General features: G+C 70.6%; 28 protein-coding genes and 1 riboswitch. Of the genes, 11 read left to right on the top strand and 17 right to left on the bottom strand.

Annotated features, from left to right (window positions below; all coding sequences use genetic code 11):
* Window positions 1–142: 142 nt before the first annotated feature.
* A complete protein-coding gene (locus AAEP80_RS10125) occupies window positions 143–1,288 on the top strand; it encodes a DUF5677 domain-containing protein (RefSeq protein WP_420364318.1) in 1,146 nt (381 codons plus the stop codon).
* Between the two features lie 251 nt (window positions 1,289–1,539).
* Here AAEP80_RS10125 and AAEP80_RS10130 read toward each other — a convergent pair whose 3' ends face one another.
* Window positions 1,540–1,764 carry a hypothetical protein gene (locus tag AAEP80_RS10130; RefSeq protein WP_420364319.1) on the bottom strand — a complete coding sequence of 75 codons (225 nt, stop codon included), beginning with the start codon at window positions 1,762–1,764 and terminating at the stop codon, window positions 1,540–1,542.
* A 104-nt stretch (window positions 1,765–1,868) separates the two neighbouring features.
* Between AAEP80_RS10130 and AAEP80_RS10135 the strand changes: the two genes are divergently transcribed.
* Entirely contained in the window at window positions 1,869–2,309 is a 441-nt protein-coding gene (locus tag AAEP80_RS10135) for a VOC family protein (protein WP_420364320.1), read from the top strand.
* 119 nt (window positions 2,310–2,428) lie between these two features.
* Here AAEP80_RS10135 and AAEP80_RS10140 read toward each other — a convergent pair whose 3' ends face one another.
* The 5 genes from AAEP80_RS10140 to AAEP80_RS10160 form a co-directional block, all read right to left on the bottom strand.
* A complete protein-coding gene (locus tag AAEP80_RS10140; RefSeq protein WP_420364321.1) occupies window positions 2,429–2,860 on the bottom strand; it encodes an acyl-CoA thioesterase in 432 nt (143 codons plus the stop codon).
* 20 nt (window positions 2,861–2,880) lie between these two features.
* Window positions 2,881–3,534, bottom strand: a complete 654-nt coding sequence (locus AAEP80_RS10145; RefSeq protein ID WP_420364322.1) for an ABC transporter ATP-binding protein — start codon at window positions 3,532–3,534, stop codon at window positions 2,881–2,883.
* On the bottom strand, window positions 3,531–5,498 hold the full coding sequence (locus tag AAEP80_RS10150) for a hypothetical protein (protein ID WP_420364323.1): 1,968 nt from the start codon (window positions 5,496–5,498) through the stop codon (window positions 3,531–3,533). The genes AAEP80_RS10145 and AAEP80_RS10150 overlap by 4 nt, the downstream gene beginning before the upstream one ends.
* A 55-nt stretch (window positions 5,499–5,553) precedes the next feature.
* Window positions 5,554–5,946 carry a lactococcin 972 family bacteriocin gene (locus AAEP80_RS10155; RefSeq protein ID WP_420364324.1) on the bottom strand — a complete coding sequence of 131 codons (393 nt, stop codon included), beginning with the start codon at window positions 5,944–5,946 and terminating at the stop codon, window positions 5,554–5,556.
* A gap of 93 nt (window positions 5,947–6,039) precedes the next feature.
* On the bottom strand, window positions 6,040–6,582 hold the full coding sequence (locus AAEP80_RS10160; protein ID WP_281264127.1) for a QsdR family transcriptional regulator: 543 nt from the start codon (window positions 6,580–6,582) through the stop codon (window positions 6,040–6,042).
* 47 nt (window positions 6,583–6,629) lie between these two features.
* Between AAEP80_RS10160 and AAEP80_RS10165 the strand changes: the two genes are divergently transcribed.
* The gene (locus AAEP80_RS10165) at window positions 6,630–7,823 is read left to right on the top strand and encodes an acyl-CoA dehydrogenase family protein (protein WP_420364325.1); all 1,194 of its coding nucleotides are present in this window, start codon (window positions 6,630–6,632) and stop codon (window positions 7,821–7,823) included.
* Between the two features lie 13 nt (window positions 7,824–7,836).
* Here the strand turns inward: AAEP80_RS10165 and AAEP80_RS10170 are convergent, their stop codons facing one another.
* The 5 genes from AAEP80_RS10170 to AAEP80_RS10190 form a co-directional block, all read right to left on the bottom strand.
* The gene (locus AAEP80_RS10170) at window positions 7,837–8,715 is read right to left on the bottom strand and encodes a patatin-like phospholipase family protein (RefSeq protein WP_420364326.1); all 879 of its coding nucleotides are present in this window, start codon (window positions 8,713–8,715) and stop codon (window positions 7,837–7,839) included.
* A gap of 212 nt (window positions 8,716–8,927) precedes the next feature.
* A complete protein-coding gene (locus tag AAEP80_RS10175; RefSeq protein ID WP_420364327.1) occupies window positions 8,928–9,662 on the bottom strand; it encodes a S1 family peptidase in 735 nt (244 codons plus the stop codon).
* Between the two features lie 84 nt (window positions 9,663–9,746).
* The gene (locus AAEP80_RS10180; RefSeq protein WP_420364328.1) at window positions 9,747–10,082 is read right to left on the bottom strand and encodes a helix-turn-helix domain-containing protein; all 336 of its coding nucleotides are present in this window, start codon (window positions 10,080–10,082) and stop codon (window positions 9,747–9,749) included.
* A gap of 46 nt (window positions 10,083–10,128) precedes the next feature.
* On the bottom strand, window positions 10,129–11,157 hold the full coding sequence (locus AAEP80_RS10185) for an NADPH:quinone reductase (protein ID WP_420364329.1): 1,029 nt from the start codon (window positions 11,155–11,157) through the stop codon (window positions 10,129–10,131).
* A gap of 17 nt (window positions 11,158–11,174) precedes the next feature.
* Window positions 11,175–11,558, bottom strand: coding sequence for a winged helix-turn-helix transcriptional regulator (locus AAEP80_RS10190; RefSeq protein ID WP_420364330.1), 384 nt, complete (start codon window positions 11,556–11,558; stop codon window positions 11,175–11,177).
* Window positions 11,559–11,658: 100 nt separating this feature from the next.
* Between AAEP80_RS10190 and AAEP80_RS10195 the strand changes: the two genes are divergently transcribed.
* Window positions 11,659–12,306: an NAD(P)-dependent oxidoreductase gene (locus AAEP80_RS10195; RefSeq protein WP_281264134.1), complete on the top strand. Its 648-nt coding sequence runs from the start codon at window positions 11,659–11,661 to the stop codon at window positions 12,304–12,306.
* Window positions 12,307–12,475: 169 nt separating this feature from the next.
* Here the strand turns inward: AAEP80_RS10195 and AAEP80_RS10200 are convergent, their stop codons facing one another.
* Window positions 12,476–13,801, bottom strand: a complete 1,326-nt coding sequence (locus tag AAEP80_RS10200; RefSeq protein WP_420364331.1) for an MFS transporter — start codon at window positions 13,799–13,801, stop codon at window positions 12,476–12,478.
* Window positions 13,802–13,920: 119 nt separating this feature from the next.
* Between AAEP80_RS10200 and AAEP80_RS10205 the strand changes: the two genes are divergently transcribed.
* The gene (locus AAEP80_RS10205; protein ID WP_123653040.1) at window positions 13,921–14,778 is read left to right on the top strand and encodes a LysR substrate-binding domain-containing protein; all 858 of its coding nucleotides are present in this window, start codon (window positions 13,921–13,923) and stop codon (window positions 14,776–14,778) included.
* Window positions 14,779–14,910: 132 nt separating this feature from the next.
* Here the strand turns inward: AAEP80_RS10205 and AAEP80_RS10210 are convergent, their stop codons facing one another.
* Complete coding sequence (locus tag AAEP80_RS10210; RefSeq protein ID WP_420364332.1) at window positions 14,911–15,969, bottom strand: hypothetical protein; 1,059 nt, start codon at window positions 15,967–15,969, stop codon at window positions 14,911–14,913.
* Between the two features lie 155 nt (window positions 15,970–16,124).
* Here AAEP80_RS10210 and AAEP80_RS10215 point away from each other — a divergent pair, with 155 nt between their 5' ends.
* The gene (locus AAEP80_RS10215; protein ID WP_420364333.1) at window positions 16,125–17,093 is read left to right on the top strand and encodes an aldo/keto reductase; all 969 of its coding nucleotides are present in this window, start codon (window positions 16,125–16,127) and stop codon (window positions 17,091–17,093) included.
* Window positions 17,094–17,153: 60 nt separating this feature from the next.
* On the opposite strand, the gene AAEP80_RS10220 is transcribed toward AAEP80_RS10215, so the two are convergent.
* Complete coding sequence (locus AAEP80_RS10220; RefSeq protein WP_420364334.1) at window positions 17,154–17,801, bottom strand: NADPH-dependent F420 reductase; 648 nt, start codon at window positions 17,799–17,801, stop codon at window positions 17,154–17,156.
* A gap of 51 nt (window positions 17,802–17,852) precedes the next feature.
* Here AAEP80_RS10220 and AAEP80_RS10225 point away from each other — a divergent pair, with 51 nt between their 5' ends.
* From AAEP80_RS10225 to AAEP80_RS10240, 4 genes are all read left to right on the top strand, one after another.
* Window positions 17,853–18,149 carry a GNAT family N-acetyltransferase gene (locus AAEP80_RS10225; protein ID WP_281264140.1) on the top strand — a complete coding sequence of 99 codons (297 nt, stop codon included), beginning with the start codon at window positions 17,853–17,855 and terminating at the stop codon, window positions 18,147–18,149.
* A 20-nt stretch (window positions 18,150–18,169) separates the two neighbouring features.
* Complete coding sequence (locus AAEP80_RS10230; RefSeq protein WP_420364335.1) at window positions 18,170–18,631, top strand: VOC family protein; 462 nt, start codon at window positions 18,170–18,172, stop codon at window positions 18,629–18,631.
* 119 nt (window positions 18,632–18,750) lie between these two features.
* Window positions 18,751–19,251, top strand: coding sequence for a MarR family winged helix-turn-helix transcriptional regulator (locus AAEP80_RS10235; RefSeq protein WP_420364336.1), 501 nt, complete (start codon window positions 18,751–18,753; stop codon window positions 19,249–19,251).
* Window positions 19,248–19,772, top strand: coding sequence for a metallophosphoesterase family protein (locus AAEP80_RS10240; RefSeq protein ID WP_420364337.1), 525 nt, complete (start codon window positions 19,248–19,250; stop codon window positions 19,770–19,772). The genes AAEP80_RS10235 and AAEP80_RS10240 overlap by 4 nt, the downstream gene beginning before the upstream one ends.
* Here AAEP80_RS10240 and thiD read toward each other — a convergent pair.
* The 3 genes from thiD to thiM all read right to left on the bottom strand — a co-directional run bounded on the left by thiD (window position 19,679) and on the right by thiM (window position 22,694).
* Entirely contained in the window at window positions 19,679–21,196 is a 1,518-nt protein-coding gene (gene thiD, locus AAEP80_RS10245) for a bifunctional hydroxymethylpyrimidine kinase/phosphomethylpyrimidine kinase (protein WP_420364338.1), read from the bottom strand. The genes AAEP80_RS10240 and thiD overlap by 94 nt on opposite strands.
* On the bottom strand, window positions 21,193–21,846 hold the full coding sequence (gene thiE / locus AAEP80_RS10250) for a thiamine phosphate synthase (RefSeq protein WP_420364339.1): 654 nt from the start codon (window positions 21,844–21,846) through the stop codon (window positions 21,193–21,195). Before thiE ends, thiD begins: the two co-directional genes overlap by 4 nt.
* The gene (gene thiM, locus AAEP80_RS10255; RefSeq protein ID WP_420364340.1) at window positions 21,843–22,694 is read right to left on the bottom strand and encodes a hydroxyethylthiazole kinase; all 852 of its coding nucleotides are present in this window, start codon (window positions 22,692–22,694) and stop codon (window positions 21,843–21,845) included. Before thiM ends, thiE begins: the two co-directional genes overlap by 4 nt.
* Window positions 22,684–22,779: riboswitch (TPP riboswitch) on the bottom strand. It overlaps the preceding gene by 11 nt.
* Window positions 22,780–22,837: 58 nt before the next feature.
* Between thiM and AAEP80_RS10260 the strand changes: the two genes are divergently transcribed.
* Window positions 22,838–23,731: an NUDIX domain-containing protein gene (locus AAEP80_RS10260; RefSeq protein WP_420364341.1), complete on the top strand. Its 894-nt coding sequence runs from the start codon at window positions 22,838–22,840 to the stop codon at window positions 23,729–23,731.
* Window positions 23,732–23,743 lie beyond the last annotated feature (12 nt).

Genomic DNA, 23,743 nt, shown 5'->3' on the forward strand with positions numbered 1-23,743 from the left:
ACGAGTAGTTCGTTCTTTCGGCCCAAGCGCAACCGATCAATCGTGATTGGGAGCCAAGTGCTCACGGGGACTAGGCGGCGAATTGTCTGCCTCGAGCGCACGTGAGTGTCTTCACGCCACCGGATTTGGCTACGATGCTTCTGTGTCAAAAGATGAGCCGTTCGCGGTAGGGTCGGCTCTCATTCGAGAGAGAATGAAAAGCCTTCAGAGGAGCGTCCGGGCAAGTATCGCGCGATCGCATCGCCTCGATCAGGACTCTCGGCCAGGCGCGCCGCTAGAGTTCGTCGATGCACGCGAGGCTCTGATTCAGGAATTTGGTCTGTCGCTGGGCGGCGCGGCCGTGGAAGTCAGAAAAGCCGAAGCAGACATCATTGACGAGCGTTTCGGGGCGGTCACGCGTCACTACCGGGCACTTCTGATCGTTTTATGGCACATCAATGAATGCTCTTCGAGCAGTTGGCGAACGGATCGGCGCGCGGGAAATGTAGTCGACGTGCTTCTTGAGGTTCATGCGCAAGCACTTCTCGTCGCGGAGGAGGCTTTCGTGCTTCTCGAGATGGGCCATCCCATCGCCGCGCAAGTTCGCTGGCGCACCATCTACGAGTTAGAGGCAGTTATTCGAGTGCTGGCGACTGGCGGTGACCGAGCGGCCAGGGTGTATAAAGTGAGCGCCGCGGCGGAGGAGCATCGAACACAGAGGAAAATTGCTGATCTTCACGCCTCGGACCCTCAGATCGTTGCTTACCGACAGCGAGTTCAACGGGAGTTTGACCGCATATCGCGAATATATACCTCACGCGAACTCGGTCCGTATGGTTGGGTGGCTTCAAGATTCCCCACGAAGAAGAACCGATTCACCGTAGCCGATGTCATCGCCCTGGCGCAGGAGACCGTGCCTGCGGATCACGTCTTCCGCTCGGATTACATTCGTTACCTACGGGCGAGTCAGCACGGACATGGGGTGCGTGCTTCTTCCACAGCCATGTTAAGGAAGCGAGTCTTGGCACAGGGGCCAGTGTTCATGCCAGCATCAGGTAATCTCGCTGCGACCGCTACTGCGCTCAATCTGGGGCTGATGCGTATCACGGATGTTCTGCAGGATTTTGCTTGGAACGTGTTTTGGAACGAGGAGTCTGCGTACTGGTCAGCAATAGCGTCCATGGTGAGCCTCGACGTCAGCACTGAAGCGCTCTGGTCAGACATCACTATCGAGCCTGGCTTGCTCACGTCTCTTGCGAGCGTCGTTCCTAGAGGCCGCTCCACCTGGCTTCGCGGATTGGACGAGTGACAGAGAGGGATCTTCCTGCTGACGCGCTTCCGCGCCGAACCGACGTAGCGGAGCTGCGTCGGTCTAGTTTCCGAGCACAGCCGGGCAGCCGCTGGGAAGAACGTTCTTCAATACGCGTGTCAGCGTGGTCACGCAGTGCTCGACCACGAGACTGCCTCAAGAGCGCACTATGCACGCTTCGGCACGCCGAACCACCTGACGGACGCGTTGATCTAGTCGGGCGGCGACATCGGGCGTCGGCGTGACGGCAGTCAGGGGCCTCTGCCGAGCAGCCGCTCCACCAGGAACAAGCCACCCCCGACGATGAACATGATGCCGATCACACGGACCCACGCCGGCGTGATGACCGCCGCGGACCACCGGTCACCCTGCATCTCCTCGGCCTTTTTCCCGAAGCGCGCGAAGGACTTCGGGAAGACGTTCAGCACGACGCCGTAGACGACGGCGAGGATCGATACCCAGAACATCACGCCCACGTGGCCGACCCTAGCGACGGAAACGGCCGGAGGTGTCGCTTCCCGCTGTCCGGTCGGCGCGCGGGCACGGGGCGCTCCGAGGCGTCGGGCGTTGGGTCGGGCGCATGACAGAACCGTTTGCACGACCGTCCGCACTGGCCCACGTCCGCGTGACCGTGACGGACATCCACCGCAGCAAGGCGTTCTACCAGCAGCTGCTCGGCACCGACCCGGCGATCGACTTCAGCGACCAGGTCGACGAGCCGGGCATCCGCGAGGACCGCGAGCGCTTCTACGGGGGCAGCGTCTTCCGGCTCGGCGACCAGGTGTTCGGGCTGCGTCCGGTCGCACCGGCTGGGCAGCGGTTCGACCCGGACACGGTCGGACTCGACCACGTGAGCTTCGTCGTCGGCTCGGTCGACGAACTACACCAAGCGGCCGCGCGACTCGACGCCGCGGGGGTCGAGCACGGTGAGGTGACGGACCTCGGCGACGCCGGCATGGTGATCTTGTCCGTGCAGGACCCCGACGACATCAACCTGGAGCTCGCCGCGCTGAAGGGCTGACGCGCCGCTCGACGCCGGTCCTCTCGCCCAACCGAAAGCAGTCCGCACCGCGAAACTCCGCGGTGCGGACTACTTTCGGTTGTGCGGCAGCAGAACGCGCCGCGCGGCCGCGGACGCGGTCAGGCGTCGACGGACACCATCGTCGACGTGACGAGCGCGCGGAGGGACTCCGGCAGGGGGATCGGGCGGCGGGCACCCTCGCGGTCGATGATGACGTGCGCGAACTCACCCGTCGCGAGCAGCGCACCGTCGGACTGCCGGAACAGGCCGAACTCCCACGACAGGCTCGTGTTCCCGAGGTGCTTGGAGCGCATCCCCACCTCGATGACGTCCGGCCACACGGCGGACTCGACGAACCGGCAGCTCGACGACACCAGGACGGCGATCCACTCCGATGTGAACGGGTCGAGCCCGGCCTGCTCACGGAACCAGTACGTGGCGGCGTTGTCCATCGCGCTGTAGTAGATCGTGTTGTTCACGTGCCCGAACATGTCGTTGTCGTTCCACCGCGTGGGGTACTGGCGGCGGAAGGGGTACTCGTCGATGGTCATCGGTCTCCGATCGGTGACCCTCATCCTCTCGGAGAAAGGTCCAGCCCGTCGTCAGCCCACGCCATGACGGCCGGGTCGTGCGTTGCCACGACGATGGCCGCACCGGCGTCTCGGAGTTCGGAGAGTCGTGCGAGGATCGCCGCTCCGGTGGTGACGTCGAGTGCCGCGGTGGGCTCATCCGCGAAGACGACCGGCGGCCTGCGGATGAAGAGTCGTGCGAGTGCGAGGCGTTGACGCTCACCGCCGCTCAGGGTGTGTGCCTTCGCTCCCTCCGCACGGTTCAGCCCGACGGACGACAGAGCCGCACGTCGGGGGAGCGCGCGGTCGCGGCGCTTCGTCGATGATCCGATGAACGCGACGTCGAGGTTCTGCCGAACCGACCAGTTGTCCTCCAGCGCGCTGTTCTGGAACAGGTGACCGATCGTCGATCGGAACAACGCCGAGCGCTGCCGCACTCGGACGTTCGTCACATGGTGACCCTCGATCTCGATCGTGCCGGTGTCGAGCGGCGACAGGAGCCCGAGGCAGCGCAGCATCGTCGACTTCCCGCTCCCGCTCGGCCCGGTGATGGCGAGCGAGCTGCCGGCTGGCACGGCGAACGTGACGTCGGACCACAACGGTGTCCCGCCGTGCGCCTTGCCGAGTGACGCAGCACGGATGGCTTCGTTGCTCATCGCAGTTCCTCCTTGTGCAACCGTCGGGCGATCGTGACCGACACGAACAGGATGTCGACTGCGGCGCTCGCGAACACCGCCGGCGCGCTCACCTGTGGTCCGGCGACGATGAGCGCCACGGTCGTCGCGCCGATGACCGTCAGTGGGAGTGCGAGGACCGGGGCCGCGGCGACGGAGAGCCGACGGCCGTACAGGAGCCCGATCATCGTGCGGCGACTCCGGATCATCGTGACCGCGCGACCGGTGAGCGCGGCGGACCACAGGAGCACGAGGAGGACCACGATGAGCGCCGCGACCGCGTATCGGAGCCCACGGTCGATCACGGCGGATCGGTAGGTCACGAAGTCCCGCAGCGGCTCGATGGTGGCGACACTGCGGGTCAGCCCGTGCGCCTCCAGGTCTGACCGCAACGCAGCTTCGTCGGTGAAGACGATCTCACCGGTCGTCATGTTCGAGGTCAGGTAGTTCTCCGACATGGAGACCGTCGAAGCCGGCAGGACGGCGATGACGGGGGACTCGAGCGTGCTGGTCGCCGCGATGTCGTCCGTGGCGTAGTCGAACACCCGACCCTGTTCGACACGGACCTCGTCGATGTCGATCGTGGTCGGGATCGCTCCGGGGTCGGTCGAGTTCTCGCGTTGGAACGACAGGAAGTCCCGCCACGCACGACGCTCGCCACCCGTCAGTCGCTCACCTTCCGGGACGAGCAGGGTGAGCGCGTCGGGATCGAGCTGCGACGGGACCACCCGGCTGCCGGCGGGAGAACGGACGGGCTGCTCCCGCAGGTACTGCGCGTTCACGATGAGGACGTTGCCGTCGTTCGGATCGTGGCGCGCCGGGTCCGGTGCGAGTGGGTGGTCGGCGAGGATCGCCGACCCGGCGGCGTTCAGACGCGTGTACACGCCAGCCAGTCCGACCTCGGCCGTGTCCAACTCGGTCAACGACGACTGGAACCGCAGCTGGACGTTGTCGAGCGACTTGCGCCACACGCTGCGCTCCGACGTGTCGAGCCGTGCGAGCTCGACGCTGCGCCACGCGGAGGCGGCCGCACCGGATGACAGCGCGAGGGCGACGACGTTGCCGACCATCGCGACGACGAGCAGGGTGCGCCACGGACGCTCGCCGGCGATGCTCCGGGTGATCGAGCTGGCGGGAACCACCGCCGTGGCGAGCGTCACGAACGCCAGGATCGCCCCGGACGCGACGATGCCGAGTCCTGCGGCGACGACGAACGTCCCGAGTCGAGCCCCACCGTTGACGATCGAGAGCGCCGTGGCCGTGAGACCGATGCCGGCGAGACCGCAGACGACGACGCACGCGGCGATCGCGACGGCATCGAGGCTCGCGGACCGCAGGACGCCGCGACCGTGGGAAGCGGCGATCGCGACGGCGTTGCGGCGGGAAGCCTGCCAGCCGGCGACGCCGATCATCATCGCGACCACGAGACACCCCGTGAGTGGGATTGCGGGGACCTCGCTGACGATCCAGAGCGAGACGAAAAGCGGTGACAGCGGGTTCACCGTCACAGCGACGCCGGCGTTCGACATCGAAGCCGCAAACGCCCGCGCGGACACGCTGCCCGCATCGGTGACGTACATCCCGTTGATCTGATTATCGGGGAGGTCTGCGATCGGCCGGAACGTGGTGACGAGCGTCGGATCGAAGCCCGCGACATCGTGGTCGAGGGCACCGAATCCGCGAATGGCTCCGCGGTTCGTGACGTACTCCGTTCGCCTGACGCCGGTTCCGGAGTCGGTTCGCTCTTCCTTCAGGACGGTCATGTCGTGCTCGGCGGCGAAATCACGGACAAGGCGCTGGAAGGCGCCGTCGTCTGAGGCGTCGGCGTCCCAGACGGTGATGATGTCGGTCGAACCGGCGGGCGCGAGGTCGTCGAGGACTGCTGTGACGAGGAACGCGAGCCCGAGGACGAGCGCGACGGTCCCCGCGATGAGTGTCCGGAACATGTCGTCGGAGCGGCCCCCGGATCGTCACCGATCCGGGGGCCTGGTCCTGATCGGTCTACTTGACGAACCGGTAGTAGGCGTTGTTGCCGGCGAAGGTCTTCGTGATGGACGACTTCGCTGTCGCACCGCCCGCGGTGTCCGGACTCCGTGAGACGTGGCCCTGGCCGTTCTGGACCGAGGACCCGTGCCTCCGGGACGCGTGGTAGAAGTTCGAGAACGCCGTGTTGTTCGGGCCGTTCGTCCCGTACGTCCACGAGCCGCCGCCCTCCGGCGTCACCGTGTAGTTCGGTGCGATGGAACCGACGGACGGCATCGCCACGCGGTGTTCCTCGAGGACCGGGTTCGCGGTCTTCGTCGCGGCGACCGGAGTCGCGCTCGCGGCGGTCGGTACTGCGAGCGCACCCGCTGCGGCGAGAGTGACTGCGGCTGTGATGAAACGAATTCGCATGATTCCCCAATCTGGTGGCGTCATCGCTGACGCGGACGGACCCCCTGGTCCGGCACCAGGAAACGTAGCAGAAAGAATGCCTCCGGTGATACGTCAGATACGCAGCACGTACGAGAAGGTCGCTCGGGCCCGTGCGGGGTCCGGGGTCTCGCCCGAGATGAGGTCGGCGTAGGTGAACGACTCGGAGATCCGCACGAGCAGCCGCGCGAGCTCCTCGGCGGACAGCGGGGACGGGTCGAACGAGTCCGCCACCAGCGCCGTGATCGCGGTGACGAGCCGTCCCTGGACATCGCTGTCCGAGGTGGTGAGGAGCCGCAGCGCACGGGCGGGTTCCCTCGTGAGGAACGCCCGGAAGTACGGCGCGGCGATGAGGTCGGCGGTGAACCGGTCCAGCACGTCGACGACCCGCTCGGCACCGGACGGCGCCGCCGATCGGGAAGCGGCGTCGAGCGTCGGGACGGCGAGGGACCAGAGGATCTCGGACAGCAACCGGTCACGGTTGCCCACCCACCGGAACAGGGACGTGCGGTCCACGCCGAGCGACGCGGCCAAGGCACCCATGTCGATCCTGGACCCGGCGATGAAGGTGTGACGAGCCTCCCGGAAGGCGCGCAGCGCGGAATCCGACGTGTACACGCGAGCCTCCCTTGCAACGTTTCCGAGAATGATGCATCGTTGGTCCCATGTCAACGACGACGCCCACCACGACCCTGCTCGAATCGGACTTCTACGGCTTCGCGCTTCAGCTGACCGACCAGGAGCGGGCGTCGATCGGGCGACTCCGGGAGTACCTCGAGCGCGACGTCGCGCCCATCGCCGACGAGTACTGGGCGCGCGCCGAGTTCCCGATGCAGGTCGTCAAGCCGCTCGCGGAACTCGGCATGTACGGGCCGGGTGTCCCGCTCGTGCGGCAGTTCGAGAACTCGGCCGTGTACCGCGGGTGGGCGGCGCTCGAGCTCGGTCGCGTCGACGCCAGCGTGGCCACGTTCATCGGCGTCCAGTCCGGCCTCGCGATGAACTCGATCGCCGTCGCCGGCAGCGACGAGCAGCAGCAGGAGTGGCTGCCGCGCATGGCCGCCGGCGAGCTGATCGGGGCGTTCGGCCTCACCGAGCCGTACTCGGGCAGCGACTCCGCGAAGGGGTTGCGCACCACCGCGCGGCGCGAGGGTGACGAGTGGGTCCTCGACGGCGAGAAGCGCTGGATCGGCAACGCCACGTTCGCGGACGTCGTCGTGATCTGGGCGAAGGACGTCGCGGACGGGCAGGTCAAGGGCTTCCTCGTCACGACGGACACCCCCGGGTTCACCGCGACGAAGATCGAGGACAAGATCGCGCTCCGCGGCGTGCAGAACGCCGACATCGTGATGCAGGGCGTCCGGGTCCCCGAGGCCCGCCGACTGCAGCGTGCGACGTCGTTCCGCACCACGGCCGAGGTGCTCCGCCTGACGCGTACCGAGGTCGCGTGGCAGGCCGTCGGCATCGCGGTCGGCGCGTACGAGGCAGCGCTCGACTACGCCAAGACCCGCATCCAGTTCGGCAAGCCCATCGCCGCGCACCAGATGGTGCAGGACCTCCTCGTGAAGTCGCTCGCGAACATCACGGCGTCGATCGCGCTCTGCACCCAGGCGTCGGCGATGCAGGACGCCGGAGTGGGTGGCGACGAGCACTCGGCGCTCGCGAAGGCGTTCGCGACGGCGCGGATGCGCGAGACGGTCGCATGGTGCCGCGAGGTGCAGGGCGGCAACGGGATCGTGCTCGACAAGGGCGTCGCGCGGTTCTTCGCCGACTCCGAGGCGATCTACTCGTACGAGGGCACCCGCGAGGTGAACACCCTCATCGTCGGGCGCGCGATCACGGGCCAGGCCGCGTTCGTCTAGCCGCCGCGTTCGTCTAGCTCGCGGCCCAGAACTCCGCGATCCGGTCCGCGATCGCGGAGGCCTGCGCGCGACCGGCCTCGGCACTCGGTCGCTGGGTCGACAACGACAGCGAGTTCGCGCCGAACGCCTGCGTCGAGGCGCTGTCCGCGACGACGACCTCGACGCTCGACCCACCCGCGCGGAGTGCCTCGACGGCCTGGTCCAGCCACGGCCCGAGCGGAGACGGAGCCTCGGGGCCGCAGGCGATGACCAGGACGCGCTCGTACCCAGCGGCGACGTCGGCGTTCGTCGCCGAGCGCATCCCGCCGTCGATGTACGGCCGCCCCTCGATGTGGACGGGTGACCACACGAACGGCACCGAGCAGCTCGCGGCGACGGCGCGGGGGAGCGGGACACCGTCGGCAGCGGTGAGGACGTGGAAGGTGCCGTCGGTCGCGTCGATGGTCGTGATCGCGAGCGGGCGGTCCGGCCACATGGTCGACGGCAGGGTCTCCGAGAAGGTCGCGGCGCGCTCGTCGTCGGACTGCCCGGCGGTCACCTGCTGCGCCGCGTGGCCGAGTCGTGCGCGGCCGTCCTGCTCGGAGGTCGCGCCGGCGAGCACCTGCCCGATCTGCTGCTGGATCGCCTCGCCGTCGATGACGCCGGGCTCCTCGTAGCTCGTCGGCAGCGGCGCGATCTGCTGCTCGAACGCGCCGCGGACGCCCCCGCTGCGCACGAAGGTCCCGACGACGCTGCCGGCGCTGGTGCCCACCACGAGGTCGGCTGCGGCGAGGTCCACGCCGGCGTCCTCGAGTGCCGAGAGGACCCCGAGCTCCCACGCGATCCCGGCGACTCCACCACCTCCGAGGACGATCGCTCGGGTTCCGGCAGCGGGCGGCGCGAGTTCGCTCATGCACCATGCTTACCAACCTCGCGGCCTTCCCGACCCACGAACGGGCGAAGTACCCGCGTGGGCATGCATCCGCACCCTGGTATTTCGCCCGCTCGGGGGAACGCATACCGGTGATGGAATGCGGACTGACGGACGGGAGGCACGGTGCGGGCCCGCACCGTGCCTCCCGTCCGACCTGCGGTCGCGTCGGACGACGCGACCCGGCCTGCCGACTACAGGCCTGCGGTCTGGGCGATCCAGTCGCCGCTCTGCGACAGGATCGCGTAGTTCGACCCGGCGTTCGTGTTCGAGCCCGGGTCGGCGACGTCACCGGTGGAGCAGACACCGACGATCTCGCCACCGACGATGAGCGGCCCGCCGGAGTCGCCGTGGTTCGACGCTCCCGAGATCCCCGTCACGTGCTGCGCGTCGCCGGAGTACGCGTCCGTGGAGTGCCCGGAGAGCGAGACGCTCGCCTGGTAGAGCCCGTCGGTCGGCTCGCTGTCCGCCCGGTTGCCGTAGCCCATGATCGTGCCCGTGCCCGACGTCTTCGTCGTGTAGCCGAGGTCGAGCTGCGCGTACGAGCTCAGCGTGACCGGGGTGGAGAGGTGCACGAGGGCGATGTCGCCCTCGGGTGCGCTGTAGAGCTCGTCGGCGGCGGTCGCCGGGCCCCGGTCGGCGGTGCTGTTCGAGTGGTAGACGTTCATCGCGGTGGTGCCGTCGACGCAGTGGTTCGCGGTGAGGACCCACTCGGCGTTGAGGGCCTCGCCGGTGCAGCCGTAGCTGGCGGTGCCGCCCTGCTGGAAGACGAGCTGCACCTCCCACGGCGTGTTCGGCGCCTGCTCGCCGCCGATGACCTGCGGGGAGGCGGTGGCTGCGTTGGCGGTGGTCGCGCCGAGGGACCCGCCCACCAGGGTGAGGGCGGCGGCTGCGGTGATGGTGAGTGCTCGGAGAGCGCGATGCTGCATGACGATTCCTCTCATCGGATGTCATGCCATCGTGGTGTGCCCCCTGTTCGAGGGACAAGTCGGGTCTGTTGTGGACCCGGTGTGTCACCCATCCGCCTGGACGGTGGCTCCGTTCGACCGGGCCGAGCGGGCGAGGGCCTCGAGTTTGTGGCTCAGCTCGAAGCGCCGTTCCTCCCGCCGGTGCACCAGGTACTCGGCGTGCACGAGGGCGTGCAGGAGGCGGTACGCCGTGGGGAGCGGGAAGCCGAGGACCTCGGCGACCTCCTTGGCGGTGGCGCTGCCGCGTTCGGCGACCGCCTCGAGGATCGCCAGGGTCTTCGCGACGGTCTGCACGCTCGAGTCACGGGCGGGTTTCGAGGCGGTCTCGCGGGTGGCGGAGCCCGAGGTGACGGGGTGGAGCGGATCGACACTGATGCGCATTGGTCGATGCTCCACCCATCACACCCGCGATGGCAAGGAGGTGCCGCTACTCCGGCTGCACGTCGATGAGCACCTTGCCGACCGTGTCCTGCTCGACCGCGTCGTGTGCCGCGGCGGTGTCGGCGAGATCGAACCGGGTGATGGGCAGCCCGGCGTCCGCGCCGACCGGCAGGACTCCGTCGTGCAGCGCCTCGGTGACGTCCTCGGCAGCAGCCGTCAGGGCCTCGTCGCCGATCGTGTAGAGCAGCAGGAACTGGTACCGGGCGTTGACGCTCATGTTCGGGCGGATCGGGAGCGTCGCCTCGTCGCCGCCGTTGTTCGCGTAGATCGACACGACGCCGTGGTTCGCCAGGACGTCCGCGACGAGGGCTGCGTTCTGCGGGATCGACACCTCGACGACGATGTCGACGCCGTCCGGGGCGATCTCGCGGATCCGCGCGGCGGCGTCGTCCTGCCGGTAGTTCACCGTGTGGTGCGCACCGGCGGCCGTCGCCAGCGCGGCCTTCTCGTCGGAGCTGATCGTCGAGATGACGGTCGCGCCAGCCCACCGTGCGAGCTGGATCGCCGCGTGCCCGACCGCACCGGCACCGCCCGCGACGAGCACGGTCACGCCGTCGAGCGCGCCGGGTCCGAGGCGCGAGGGGCCCTCTTCGTGTGTGGTCAGTGCCCGGTGCGCCGTCATCGCGGGAACGCCGAGCGATGCGCCGACGTCGAACGAGACCCCGTCCGGGAGTCGGACCGCGCGGGCCACCGGGACGACGGTGTACTCCTGTGCGGTGCCGGTGGGGCGACCGGACACGGACATGTAGAGCCACACCCGGTCACCGACGGCGAGCTCGTCGACACCGGGGCCGACGGCGTCGACGATCCCGGCGCCGTCCTGGTTCGGGGTGATCTCCGGGAACGGCAGTGCGTCGCCGTACGTTCCGCCCTGTCTGGCCTTCCAGTCCGTCGGGTTCACGCCGGAGACGACGACGCGGACGCGGACCTCCCCGGCGCCTGGGTCCTGCGGCTCGCGCTCGGCGAGGGAGAGGACGGACGAGTCACCGGGCTTCGTGTAGACGATCGATCGCATGCCTCCACGCAACCACGTCAGCGCCGGCGAGATTCCGAACGTGCGGTGTCGTACTCGTCACGCGCGACCTCGACGTCGGCCATGTGCGTCGTCGCCCACCGCTCGAGCGGCTCGAGCACGGTGCGGAGCGATCGCCCTGCGTCGGTCAGCTCGTACTCGACGTGCGGCGGGATCTCGGGGAACACCGTCCTGGTCACGAGCCCGTCGCGCTCGAGGGCCCGCAGTGTCTGCGTGAGCATCTTCTGCGACACCCCCTGTACGCGATTCGCGATGACGGAGTACCGCTGGGGTCCGTCCGCCAGGGTGCCGATCGTCAACACGCTCCAGCGGTCGCCGATCCGGTCGAGCAGCTGCCGGCTGGGACAGTCGGCCGCGTACGGGCTGTACTCGAGTGCACTCACGACGACCTCCGTTACGCACCACGAGGTGCCTACTTACCAAAAGAGAGTAACGCCCCTAAGGTGAGTCAAGCAAGCACGCACCACCACGAGAGGAACACGCATGTCCACCATCGTCGTCTTCGGAGGCACCGGGTACGCCGGCTCCGCCATCACCCGCGAAGCGCTGTCCCGCGGCCACCAGGTCGTCGCCGTCGCCCGCGACACCACGAAGCTCGAACCCGCCGAGGGCCTGACCCTCGCGCAGGGCGACGCGTTCGACGCCGCCTTCGTCGCCGAGGTCACGAAGGGCGCCGACGTCATCGTCGTCGCACTCCACGCGGTGCAGGCCGACGGCAGCGAGCTCAAGGACCGCTTCCAGCCGTTCGTCGACGCCGCAGAGGCCGCGGGGGCGCGCCTCGGGATCGTCGGCGGTGCCGGGTCGCTGCTCGTCGCCGACGGTGGCCCCCGACTGTTCGACACGGCCGAGTTCCCGGACGCGTTCAAGGGCGAGGCGAAGAGCCACGGGCAGATCCTCGACGACCTCCGTGCATCCGACACGTCCGTGGACTGGTTCTACGTCAGCCCGGCAGCGGCCTTCGGCGGCTACAACCCCGGCGAGCGTCGTGGCACCTACCGGACCACCGACGAGGTGCTCCTCACCGACGCCGAGGGCAACTCCGACATCTCGGGCGAGGACTTCGCGATCGCGTTCGTCGACGAGATCGAGACCCCGGCGCACCACCAGGCACGGTTCGGCGTCGCCTACTGAGGTTCGTCGACACCGTCGCGGGTGGCTGGCACGGCCCGCTGAACAACCGAAAGCCGTCCGAACCGCGGAATTCCGCGGTTCGGACGGCTTTTGGTTGTGCGGGAGCGGATGGAACCGACCACCACCGGACAGGAGGCCCGGTGCGAGCCCGCCACGAGCCTCCTGTCCGTCAGCGGTGCCCGACGATCGCCGGGAGCGGCACGTGGTGCCGCATCCGGACGCCGAGGTGGAACCCACCGCGACGGGCGAGCACCAGGCCGATGACGGCCGCTGCCGCGGCCGGCACCCCTCCGGCGACGACCATGCCGACGTGGGCGCCGAAGTGGTCGACGACCTGACCCATGAGCGGTCCGCCGATCGCCTGTCCGCCGAGGAGCACGAGGATGTAGAGCGACATCACGCGGCCGCGGATCGCGACGTTCGACGACAGCTGCACGAGCGAGTTCGAGGCCGTCTGGAAGAGCAGCTGTGACATGCCGACGGCGACGAGCATCACGGTGAACGGCGCGATCACGGGGATGCTGCCCGACACGACGAGCAGGATCCCGGTCCCGAACACGCCGCCGACGATGGTGCGCAACCTGACCACGGCGCGACGCGTGGACAGCAGGGCGCCGACGAGGGCGCCGACGGCGATCGCCGAGTTGAACACGCCGTAGCCGCCGGCCCCGACGTCGTACACCTGGGAGGCGAAGGCGGACAGCAGGACCGGCATCGTCAGCGCGAAGACCGAGAAGAACGCGACGAGGACGACCGGCACGATGATCGTCGGCTTCCCGATCGCGTAGCGGAGCCCCTCGACGAGCTGGCCCTTCGCCCGCGGTGCCGGCGGGGTGCGGTGCAGCTCCGAGACGCGCAGGAACCCCAGCGTCACGACGACCGCGGCGCAGGCGACCGCGTTCACGCCGAACGACCACCCCGCGCCGACGGCGACGAGCAGTGCCCCGGAGAGCGCCGGGCCGATCATCCCGCCGAGCTGGAACACCGAGGAGTTCACGCTGATGGCGTTCCTGAGGTGCTCGTGGCCGACGATCTCGGTCACGAAGACCTGGCGAGCCGGGTTGTCGATGACCGTCACCATCCCGACCACGAAGGCGATCGCCCAGATGTGCCACGCCTGCACCACCCCGGCGAGCGTCAGCACCGCGAGCAGGGCCGACAGCACCGCGAAGGCACCCTGCGTGATCATCATCAGCGCGCGCTTCGAGAAGCGGTCGACGATGACCCCGCCGAACAGACCGAAGAACAGCATCGGGGCGAACTGGCACGCGACCGTGATGCCGACCTGCGCGACCGAGCCGGTGAGCTGCAGGACGAGCCAGTCCTGCGCGATCCGCTGCATCCACCCGGCGGTCATCGCGACGAGGTTGGTCGCGGTGAAGAGCCGGAAGTTCGGGACCGACAGGGCGATGAGCGTGTGCCGCCAGGGCGGTCGGGTGGCCTGGATCGGCAGGGGTTCGGTCGGCGGATAGAGGGTCGTCGATGACGCGCTCACGGGGTGGGGTCTCCGGCTGTCGGTGGCGGAATCGGTACTCCATCGAAACTACTTGCGACGAACCCATTCGATCCCCGTATGGTTGCTATCACTCCATTGCGATGTCGAATGAGGTGCCCGTGCTCGATCCCGTCCTGCTGCAGACCTTCCTCGCCGTCGCCGAGACGCAGAGCTTCACCCAGGCGGGGGCGCGACTCGGCATCAGCCAGCCGACGGTGTCCCAGCACGTGCGCCGGCTCGAGACGGCGGTGTCGCGGACCCTCGTCGCCCGGGACACCCGCGGCGTCAGCCTCACGGACAACGGGGACGCGATGGCCGGGTTCGCGCGGACGATCCTCGCGGCCCACGCGACCGCTGATGCCTACTTCTCCGGGTCGGCCACACGCGGGCGGCTCCGGTTCGGCGCAGCGGACGACCTCGCGATCACGCAGCTGCCGCGGATCCTCCGGGACTTCCGGCGACTGCACCCCCAGGTGAACCTCGAGCTGACGGTGAACCAGTCGTCACCGCTCCTGCGTCGGGTGCACGCCGGGCAGCTCGACCTGGTGTTCATCAAGCAGACCGCGGGGGAGTCTGCCGAGGGCACCAGGGTCGCGACGGACCAGATGGTGTGGATGGCGCAGGACGGCATCGCGGTGGAGCGGGACGAGCCGGTGCCGCTCATCGCGTACCAGGCGCCGAGCATCAGTCGGCAGATGGCGATCGACGCGCTCGAAGCCGCCGGTCGCACGTGGCGGATCACCTGCAACACGCGTGACGTGAACGGCGTGCTCGCCGCCGTGCGCGCAGGGATCGGCGTCGCGGTGTTCCCGCACTCGCTCATCCCCGCCGACCTCGTGAAGGTGTCGCAGCGGTTGGGGCTGCCCGACCTGCCGGCGGTCGACTACGTCCTCATCGCGAACCCGACCGTGCAGCGCGAGCCGATCGACGCCTTGACGAACGCGATCCTGTCGCGCGGGGTCGTCCGCGCGGTCTGACCGGGTTCGTGCCCGCCTGGTCGCCGGGTCGGGGGCATCGAGTGCGCGGAAGTGGTGGGCGCGAGGGGCGGGAGGTCCCCGTTTCGGCGCACTCGATGCTCCGACAGGGGCGCGGGAGCCGGAGCGGGCGCGCTACGGGACGAGGGTGGGGGTCAGGCCCGAGCCGGTGAGGTCCGGCAAGGTCACGCCGGCCATCGGGAGGACGGCGGTCGCGACGGCCCAGAGCAGCGCGAGCGTGCCGACGCCGCCGAGGACGGCCCCGAGGAGCGCGACCGGCCGCTGCCACGTCGCCGCCGGGTTCCGCAGGGTGGCGATCGAGAGCACGACGCCGAGCGCGCCGATCGCGACACCCGCCGCGTGCACGGACGCGGGGGCGAGGAACCACCAGGCCGCGAGTCCGAGCGCCGCGATCCCGGCGACGGCGCCGAGGATCCCACCCGGCGTCGCGCCGAGCGGGCGGCGTGCGGTCCGCTTCGTGGTCGCCTCCGCGTCGGACGGGAGGCTCGGCTCGGCCTGGGCGTCGACGGTCGCCTCCGGCTCGTCACGGGTCGCGGCGCGGGTCGCCTCGGGAGCTCCCGTGACGACCGGGGCCGGGGCGGCCGCTGGACCGGCGGCCGGGGCCAGGACGGCGGGAGCCAGGTCGGCGGGGGCCGGTGCCTCGGTGATCGGGAGCGCCCGGGTGACCTGCTGGTGGGCGAAGCGTGCGGGGGTCCGGTACCCGACCGGACCGACGGGAGGCGGCTCGGTCCCCGCGACGACGACGTGCTCGAGCCCGGGCACCGAGAACCGCGGCTGCCCTGCCTGCGGGACGACAGGTCCGGCGGGCGCGGTCGGACGGGTTGCGGGCGCACCGACGAGCACGGGCGCGTCGACCGGGGAGACGGGCGCAGTTGGGACAGGCGCAGTGGAGACGGGCGCAGGTGACTCGGCGACGAGCTGGTCGAACGGCACGGTGTGCACGGTCGGCGACGTCGGGGCCGGCGGGAGGTGCTCCTCCACGGGTGGGTAGTCGGGCGCGACGGCGTCCGGATCGAGCACCGCGGCGGCGTCGGGAGCGCTGGACGGAGCCGGTGTCGAGGCGGCGACGATCTGCGGCGGGGTGGACTCGACCGTCTCGGGGACGGGTGCCGAGGCGGCGGACGCGGGTCGGGCCTCCTGATCGGCCGCGCCGTCGACGAACGGGGTCGTCACCCAGGCAGGGACGGGACGGCGGGGTCGTTCGGAATCGGGTAAGCGATGCGACGCCACTGTTCGGCTCCCTCCGTAGGCTGATCCATCGTCAGTTCTAACGGCAACCGGTGCCGGTGTCGCAGCCCCAGTTCCGGGGACGCCGGTACGGTCGGTGCATGGCAGCGATCGAACACCGTCCACTCGGCCCCTCCGGGCTCGTCGTCTCCACCGTCGGCCTCGGCTGCAACAACTTCGGCAGGCCGGACACGGTCACCGAGACGCAGGACGGCACCGACGCCGTCGTGCACGCCGCACTCGACGCCGGCGTGACGCTCTTCGACACCGCCGACATCTACGGCGGAACCCCCGGGCAGTCGGAGTCGATGCTCGGCAAGGCGATCGCCGGACGTCGCGACGAGGTGGTCCTCGCGACGAAGTTCGGCATGGACATGCGTGGCGCGAACGGACCGGACTGGGGCGTCCGCGGGTCCCGGCGCTACGTGCGGCTCGCCGTCGAGTCGTCGTTGCAGCGCCTCGGCACGGACTGGATCGACCTGTACCAGATGCACCGGCCGGACTCGGTGACGCCGATCGAGGAGACACTGTCCGTCCTCGACGACCTGGTCCGCGAGGGCAAGATCCGCTACGTCGGGCACTCGAACTTCGCCGGGTGGCAGATCGCCGAAGCCGAGCTGACCGCGTCGATCGCCGGCACCACGGCGTTCGTGTCCGCGCAGAACGAGTACAGCCCGCTCGCCCGCGGCGCCGAGGCCGAGGTCCTGCCGGCGGTCCGCGCGTACGCGCTCGGGTTCCTGCCGTTCTTCCCGCTGTACAACGGGCTGCTCAGCGGCAAGTACACCCGCTCCGGCGGCCCCGTCGACGGTCGGTTGTCGAAGCTCAAGCCGGAACTCCTCGAGAGCGCGCCGTGGGACGTGCTCGAGGAGTACCAGGGCTTCTGCGACGAGCGCGGCGTCACGATGCTGCAGGCGACGTTCGCGTGGCTCCTGGCGCAGCCGGGGCTGACGAGCGTGATCGCGGGTGCGACGAAGCCCGAGCAGATCACGCAGAACGTGGACGCCGGCACCGCGTGGACGCCGAGCGAGGACGACATCGCCGAGATGACGGTGATCTTCGACGCGGCCTGATCACGGCCGTGGGCGCCGTCGCGGCCGCGGGCTCCGTCGAGCCCGCGACCGCGCCGGGGCTCACATGTCGCGGTAGCGCTTCGCGTCGGCCACGGCCTGCTCGAGCTCGACGACTGCGTACGGCTTGACGTAGCCGGGGGTGTCGCGCTGGATGCGCCATCCCTCGGCGAGCGGGCCGATGTCCACCGGGTCGAAGCCGAACTCGTCGAGCAGGTCCGACACGACGCGCTTGGCGTCGGCGTCGTCGCCTGCGACGACGAGGGCACGGCGACCGGCGGTGCCCGTGGGCGTCCCGGCCGTCGTCAGGTCGGCGGCCGCGATGTGGTTGAAGGCCTTGACGACGCGGGCGCCCGGCAGGCGGTCCTGCAGCAGTTCGGCCGTGGTCGTCGTCTCGTCGTCGAGCGCCGCGATGTGTCCGTCGCGCTGCGGGTAGTAGTTGTTCGTGTCGATCACGACCTTGCCGACGAGGGGCTCCACGGGGATCGTCTCGATCGCCGCGAGGGGGGTCGTCACCACGACGAGGTCCCCTGCTGCCGCCGCTTCGTCCCGCGTGACCGCCCGTGCCCGGTCGCCGAGTTCGGACACGAGGTCCGCCAGCGTCTCCGGGCCGCGCGAGTTCGCGATCGCCACGTCGTACCCGTGCTGCACCGCCAGTCGTGCCAGCTGTCCGCCGATGTTGCCTGCTCCGATGATCCCGATGGTCGTCATGCCCCAAGACAACGCCGTGCCCCTCGGTGAATTCCGAGGCATGATGGCGGCATGGCACACGAGTTCCGCGACGAGGCAGACCGCTCGAGGTACGCGATGTACGTCGACGGCGCGCTGGTGAGCGTGCTCGACTACCGCGAGAACGACGACGCCGTCGCGTTCCCGCACACGTACACGGTCCCGGCACACCGCGGGCACGGCTACGCCGCCGAGCTCGTCGAGTACGCCGTGGCCGACGTCGAGTCCAGGAACGACAAGCGCATCGTCCCGATGTGTTGGTTCGTCGGCAAGTGGTTCGACGACCATCCGGACAAGGCACCGCTCCTCAGTCGCAGCGTCGCGGACTGAGCCCGACGACAGGACCCACCGTGCGACAGATCGTCCCCTTCATCTGGTACGACGGGCAGGCCGAGCAGGCCGCCACGTTCTACACCTCGGTCATCCCGGACTCGTCCCTCGACCACGTCGAGAAGCTCCCGGACGGGACGACCCTGGTGGTGGAGTTCCGCCTGAACGGGCAGCCCTACCGCGCGATGAACGCCGGCCCGGGGCACCCGCACACCGACGCGATCTCGTTCCAGGTCGACGTGGAGGACCAGGCAGAACTCGACCGCATCTGGGACGCGTTCGTCGACGCCGGCGGCACCCCGGTGGCGTGCGGCTGGATCACGGACGCATGGGGCGTGTCCTGGCAGGTGACCCCGGCGGACATGGGCGAGATCATGAGTGCCGGCGGCGACCAGGAGGGCGCGGCGCGGGCGTACCAGGCGATGCGGCAGATGGTGAAGCTCGACATCGAGGCCCTGCACGCGGCGGCACGCGGCGACTAGCCCGGCTGCGGGTTCGCGCAGACCGTCGGCGGATCGCGCACTGCTCGGCGGTTCACCGGGGTCCAGGGTTGTACCCCACCGGTATGGTGACGGGCACGGAACGACAGGTTGGAGTCAGGATGGACCACCCGAGGTCCGACGTCCGGGACGCTGACATCGGACGCGCCTACACCGAGCTCTCCCGGATCACCCGGCGGGCGAGCATCAGGGCCCGCGGGGACGACGCCGCGCTGAGCATCGTCGACCAGTCGCTCGTCGACTTCGTCGTGCTCCACCCCGGCTGCATGGCCATCGACATCGCCCGGTACCTCCGCTTGAACCGGTCGACGATCTCCCGGCAGCTCGCCGGGCTGCTCGCCGCCGGGCTGATCCGGACGACCGACGGCGGCACGGGGAACGCGAAGCCGCTCGAGGCGACCGACGAGGGACGCGCGGCACTCGCCCGATCCGTGAAGCTGCACCGCGACGCCCTCGACGAACGGATCGCGAGCTGGTCGGACGACGACATCGCGCTGCTCGCCGGCCTGCTCGAGCGGCTGGGCGCCTCGGACGAGGCCGGTCTGCCGATGCCGGCCCGGGCGACGGACACGGACGTGGACCCGGACCTGCCGAAGGCATGACGACCTCGATCGTCCTGCTGTCGGACACGCACCTGCCGAAGCGGGCGAAGGACCTCCCCGCCGGACTGTGGGACGACATCGACGCCGCGGACCTCGTCGTGCACGCGGGGGACTGGGTGGACCTGGCGACGCTCGACGCCGTCGAGGCGAGGGCCGCGCGGTTCGTCGGGGTCCGCGGGAACAACGACGGCCCCGAGTTCGACGACCGGCTGCCGCTCGCCGCGCACGTCGACGTCGAGGGGCTCCGGTTCGCCGTCGTCCACGAGACCGGTGCGGCGACCGGCCGCGAGCGTCGCGCGGCAGCGGCGTACCCGGACGTCGACGTGCTCGTGTTCGGGCACTCGCACATCCCGTGGGACACCGTGGCACCAGGGGGTCTCCGCCTGCTGAACCCCGGCTCGCCGACGGACCGTCGACGCCAGCCGGATCACACCTGGATGCGCTGCACCGCCTCCGACGGGTCGCTCGACGTCGAGCTCGTCCGGCTGGCGCCGAAGTCCCAGGGCATGCCGAGCTCGTAGGGCATCAGGAAGAACGCCAGCTCCCACCGGGTCGACTCGTGGAACGCCCGGGCCATGTCGCCCCGCACCGCCGGCGTGGCCGCGCGTGCGAGTTCCTCGACGAGGTCCGTCGCACGGGCGCTCGACGCCGCGAAGTCCGGGTCGCCGTAGGCCGCGATCCAGTCGGCGAACGGGTGTCCGACCGGTGTGGTGCCGAGCTGCGCCCCGACCCACGCGTACACGCGGAAGCAGGGCAGGACGGCGGCGGCGAGCACGGCTACGTCGGGGTGCGTCGCGGCCGCCGCCAGGTGCGCGAGGTAGCCGGCGCACGTCGGGTGCACCGGGTCGTCGGCGTGGGTGCCGGCGAGTCGGCGGTGGTGCAGGGTCGCCGCTTCCTCGCCGCAGCCGGCAGCGGCGGCCGCCCAGAACGCGGCATCGCTCCCGGTCGCGCGGTGCCCGATCGCCGCGAGGTGCTGTTCGTACGCGCGGAGGTAGTGCACGTCCTGCGCGAGGTAGCCCGCGAACACGTCCGGCTCCAGCGTGCCGTCGGCCATCCGCCGGATGAACGGGGCCGCGATCGTCGCGTCGAGCAGCTCGCGGACGTCGTCCCACCAGGCGTCGGTGAACCGGGGGGACGGCAGGGCGGCGCGGACGAGCGCCCCGTGGTCGATCGGCCCGTTGCCACTGCCGACCTCGAGTGCGTCCGCGCCGGCGAGCGCTGCCGTCAGCCAGTCCTTCGCCGTGCCGACGGCGACCTCCCAGTCGCCGTGCCTGGCCACGAGCGTCGCGATCGCACTCGACAGGGAACACCCGGTGCCGTGCGTGTTGGTCGTGTCCACCCGCCCCGCGGAGAACACTCGGACGGTGCCGTCCGGTGTGACGAGGACGTCGTCCGACCGGTCGCCGCCGGCGTGCCCGCCCTTCGCCAGCACGAGCACGTCCCACGCGGCGGCCACACCCCGTGCCGCTGCGATCGGGTCCGCGTCGTCGACGCCAGCCAGCCCGGCGAGCACGGCCAGCTCGGACCGGTTCGGCGTCACGAGGTCGGCCTGGACGAACAACCCCGTCATCGCCCGCTCGGCGTCCGCGTCGAGCAGCCGGTCGCCGCTCGTCGCGACCATCACCGGGTCGACGACCACGGACGGCGGGCGGTTCGTGCGGAGCCAGTCGGTGACCTCGCCCACGACCGCGGTCGTGCCGAGCATGCCGATCTTCACCGCGTCCACGACGACGTCGTCCGACACGGCGTCGAGCTGGTCGCGCAGGACACGGACGTCCGGCACGTGCACGGACCGGACGCCGCGGGTGTTCTGCGCGACGACGGCGGTCACGACCGCCATGCCGTAGCCGTCGTGTGCGGCGATCGCCTTGAGGTCGGCCTGCAGTCCGGCACCGCCGGTCGGGTCGGTGCCGGCGATGCTCAGCACCCGGGGTGGCCGACTCACCGCGAGCCGCCCCACGCAGCCACGTACGCGGCGGCCGCCGCGCCGGGGTCCGGTGCCGCACAGATCCCGGAGACGACGGCGACCCCCGCTGCACCGGCAGCGCGCAGGGGCGCCACGTCGTCGAGGTCGACGCCGCCGATCGCCACGCACGGCACGTCCGTCGCGGCGGTGAGGCGTGCGAACCCGTCGTGCCCGAGTGCCGGCGGGTGGTCGGCCTTCGTCGCGGTCGGGTGCACGACACCGACGCCGAGCAGGTCCACCGTCCCGCGGGGGAGCCGGGCGACGACGTCGAGGTGCGCCGGGGTGTTCGCGGTCAGCCCGACGTGGGCGTCCGGACCGAGGAGCGCGCGCGCAGCCGTCACCGGGACGTCCGACTGCCCGAGGTGCACCCCGGCGACCCGGTGCCCGGCGAGCCGAGCGGCCAGGGCGACGTCGAGCCGGTCGTCGACGACCACGGCCGCACGGTCGCCCACCGTGTCGGCGACGGCGGCCGTCAGTGCGAGGAGGTCCCTCGCGCTCGCGTTCTTGTCCCGCACCTGCACGATCCCGACCCCGGCGTGCACGGCAGCCCGGACCACGCCGAGCACCCCGTGTCCGTGCCGGTCGCAGAGCGTGCCGTCGGTGACCAGGTAGACACCGAGCCCGGTCATGCGGCGACCTCCTCGGTGATGCGTGCCGTGGCGACGACGTCGGTGGGCGTCAGCGACGCCAGCCGGTCGAGGAACAGCGGCTGGAACGTCCCCGGACCGCCGGCGTCCCGCGCGGCGAGCTCCGCGGCGATGGTGTGCACCGCGGTGCCGGCGACGGTCGCGGCGAGCGGGTCGTCCGGGGCGACGGACGTGAATGCCGCGATCACCGCGCCGAGTGCGCACCCGCCGCCGGTGATCCGGGTGAGGAGCTCGGTCCCGTTCGCGATCCGGACCACCGTGCCGGAGCCGCCTGGGGCACTGGAGCCGGACACCAGGTCGACGGGACCCGACACGGCCACGGCGCCCACGAGCCTCCCGGCAGCGTCGACGGCGGACGCACGCGCGTCGTCGGTGCCGGCCGTGCTGTCGACCCCGCGCCCACCGGCGGAGTCGCCGAGCAGCGCGAGGACCTCGGACGCATTGCCGCGGAGCACCGTCGGACCGACGCCCAGCAACTCGCGGGCCAGGGCGGTGCGCACCGGGAGCGACCCGACCGCCACCGGGTCCAGGACCCACGGGATGCCGTGCTCGGCCGCTGCGCGGGCGGCCTCGACGGACGCGACCAGGGGCTCGGCGTGCGGGGTGCCGGTGTTGACGAGCAGCGCGTCGGCGACCCGGGCGAACGGACCGGCCTCGCTGGGGACGTCGACCATCGCGGCCGAGGCGCCGAGCGCGAGCAGCACGTTCGCGGTGACGTTCTGCACCACCGAGTTCGTGATGCACTGCACGAGCGGCGCCCTGGACCTGACGGCCTCGAGCAGTTCGGCGGAACGGTCGGCCCAGGCAGGAGCGGGCGCAGGAGTGTTCATCGGACGATCCCTTCGCGAGTACGAACTCGAGCAGGTTCGACGGGTGTGATCTCAGCCGCCGGATGCGGCACCCCGTGTCTTCGGACGAAACGGTACACGACCTCCGCGGTCACATGACGGGTGCCGTGTGACAGGCTTGGGGCGTGCCAGACGCGCTGCCCCCAGGTCCGCCGCCAGGTCCCCGCGACCCCGGCGACGCCTGGGCGTACGGACCCGACGGCACCAAGGCGTGGGGTGTGTTCGGTGCAGCCGGCCTGCTCGTCGACGACGGCCGCGGACGCGTCCTGCTCCAGCACCGCGTCGAGTGGAGCCACCACGGCGGCACGTGGGGGATCCCCGGCGGTGCCCGACACGAGCACGAGGACGCCGTCACCGGAGCGCTCCGGGAGTCCGCCGAGGAAGCCGGCGTGCCGCTCGACGGGGTCGACCTGCGCCACACGTCGGTGCTCGACCTCGGGTTCTGGACGTACACGACCGTGGTGGGGCGGGCCTCCCGGCCGTTCGAGCCGGTCATCGCGGACCGGGAGAGCCTCGCGCTGTCCTGGGTCCCCGTCGAGGAGGTCGACGACCTGCCGCTGCACCCGGGCTTCGGCGCGTCGTGGCCGGCGCTCCGTTCCGCGATCGGCGTCGCCCCGCGCGTCGTGGTCGATGCCGCGAACGTCGTCGGCAGCGTGCCGGACGGCTGGTGGAAGGACCGAGCGGGTGCCGCGTCCCGCCTGGTCAACGGCGTGACGGCGCTCGCCGCGGCGGGTGTCCCGGCGCCGCTGCTCGACCTCGGGTTCACGCGGTGGTGGCCGCGGTGGACCGTCGTGCTCGAGGGGGACGCCCGCGGGGCGACGTCGGAGCCGGGGTCCGGGGTGTCAGTGGTGCTCGCGGACGGGTCAGGGGACGACGCGATCGTCGCCGCTGCCTCGGCTGCCATCGACGCCGGTGATGCCCCCGTGGTCGTCGTGACGGCCGACCGGGAGCTGCGCGCCCGCGTCGAGGCGATCGGCGCGACGACCCGCGGCCCTTCGTGGCTCCGCGACCAGCTGTAGCGCCCGTCCTCG

The organism is Curtobacterium sp. L3-7, from assembly GCF_048756585.1.
Taxonomy (GTDB): domain Bacteria; phylum Actinomycetota; class Actinomycetes; order Actinomycetales; family Microbacteriaceae; genus Curtobacterium.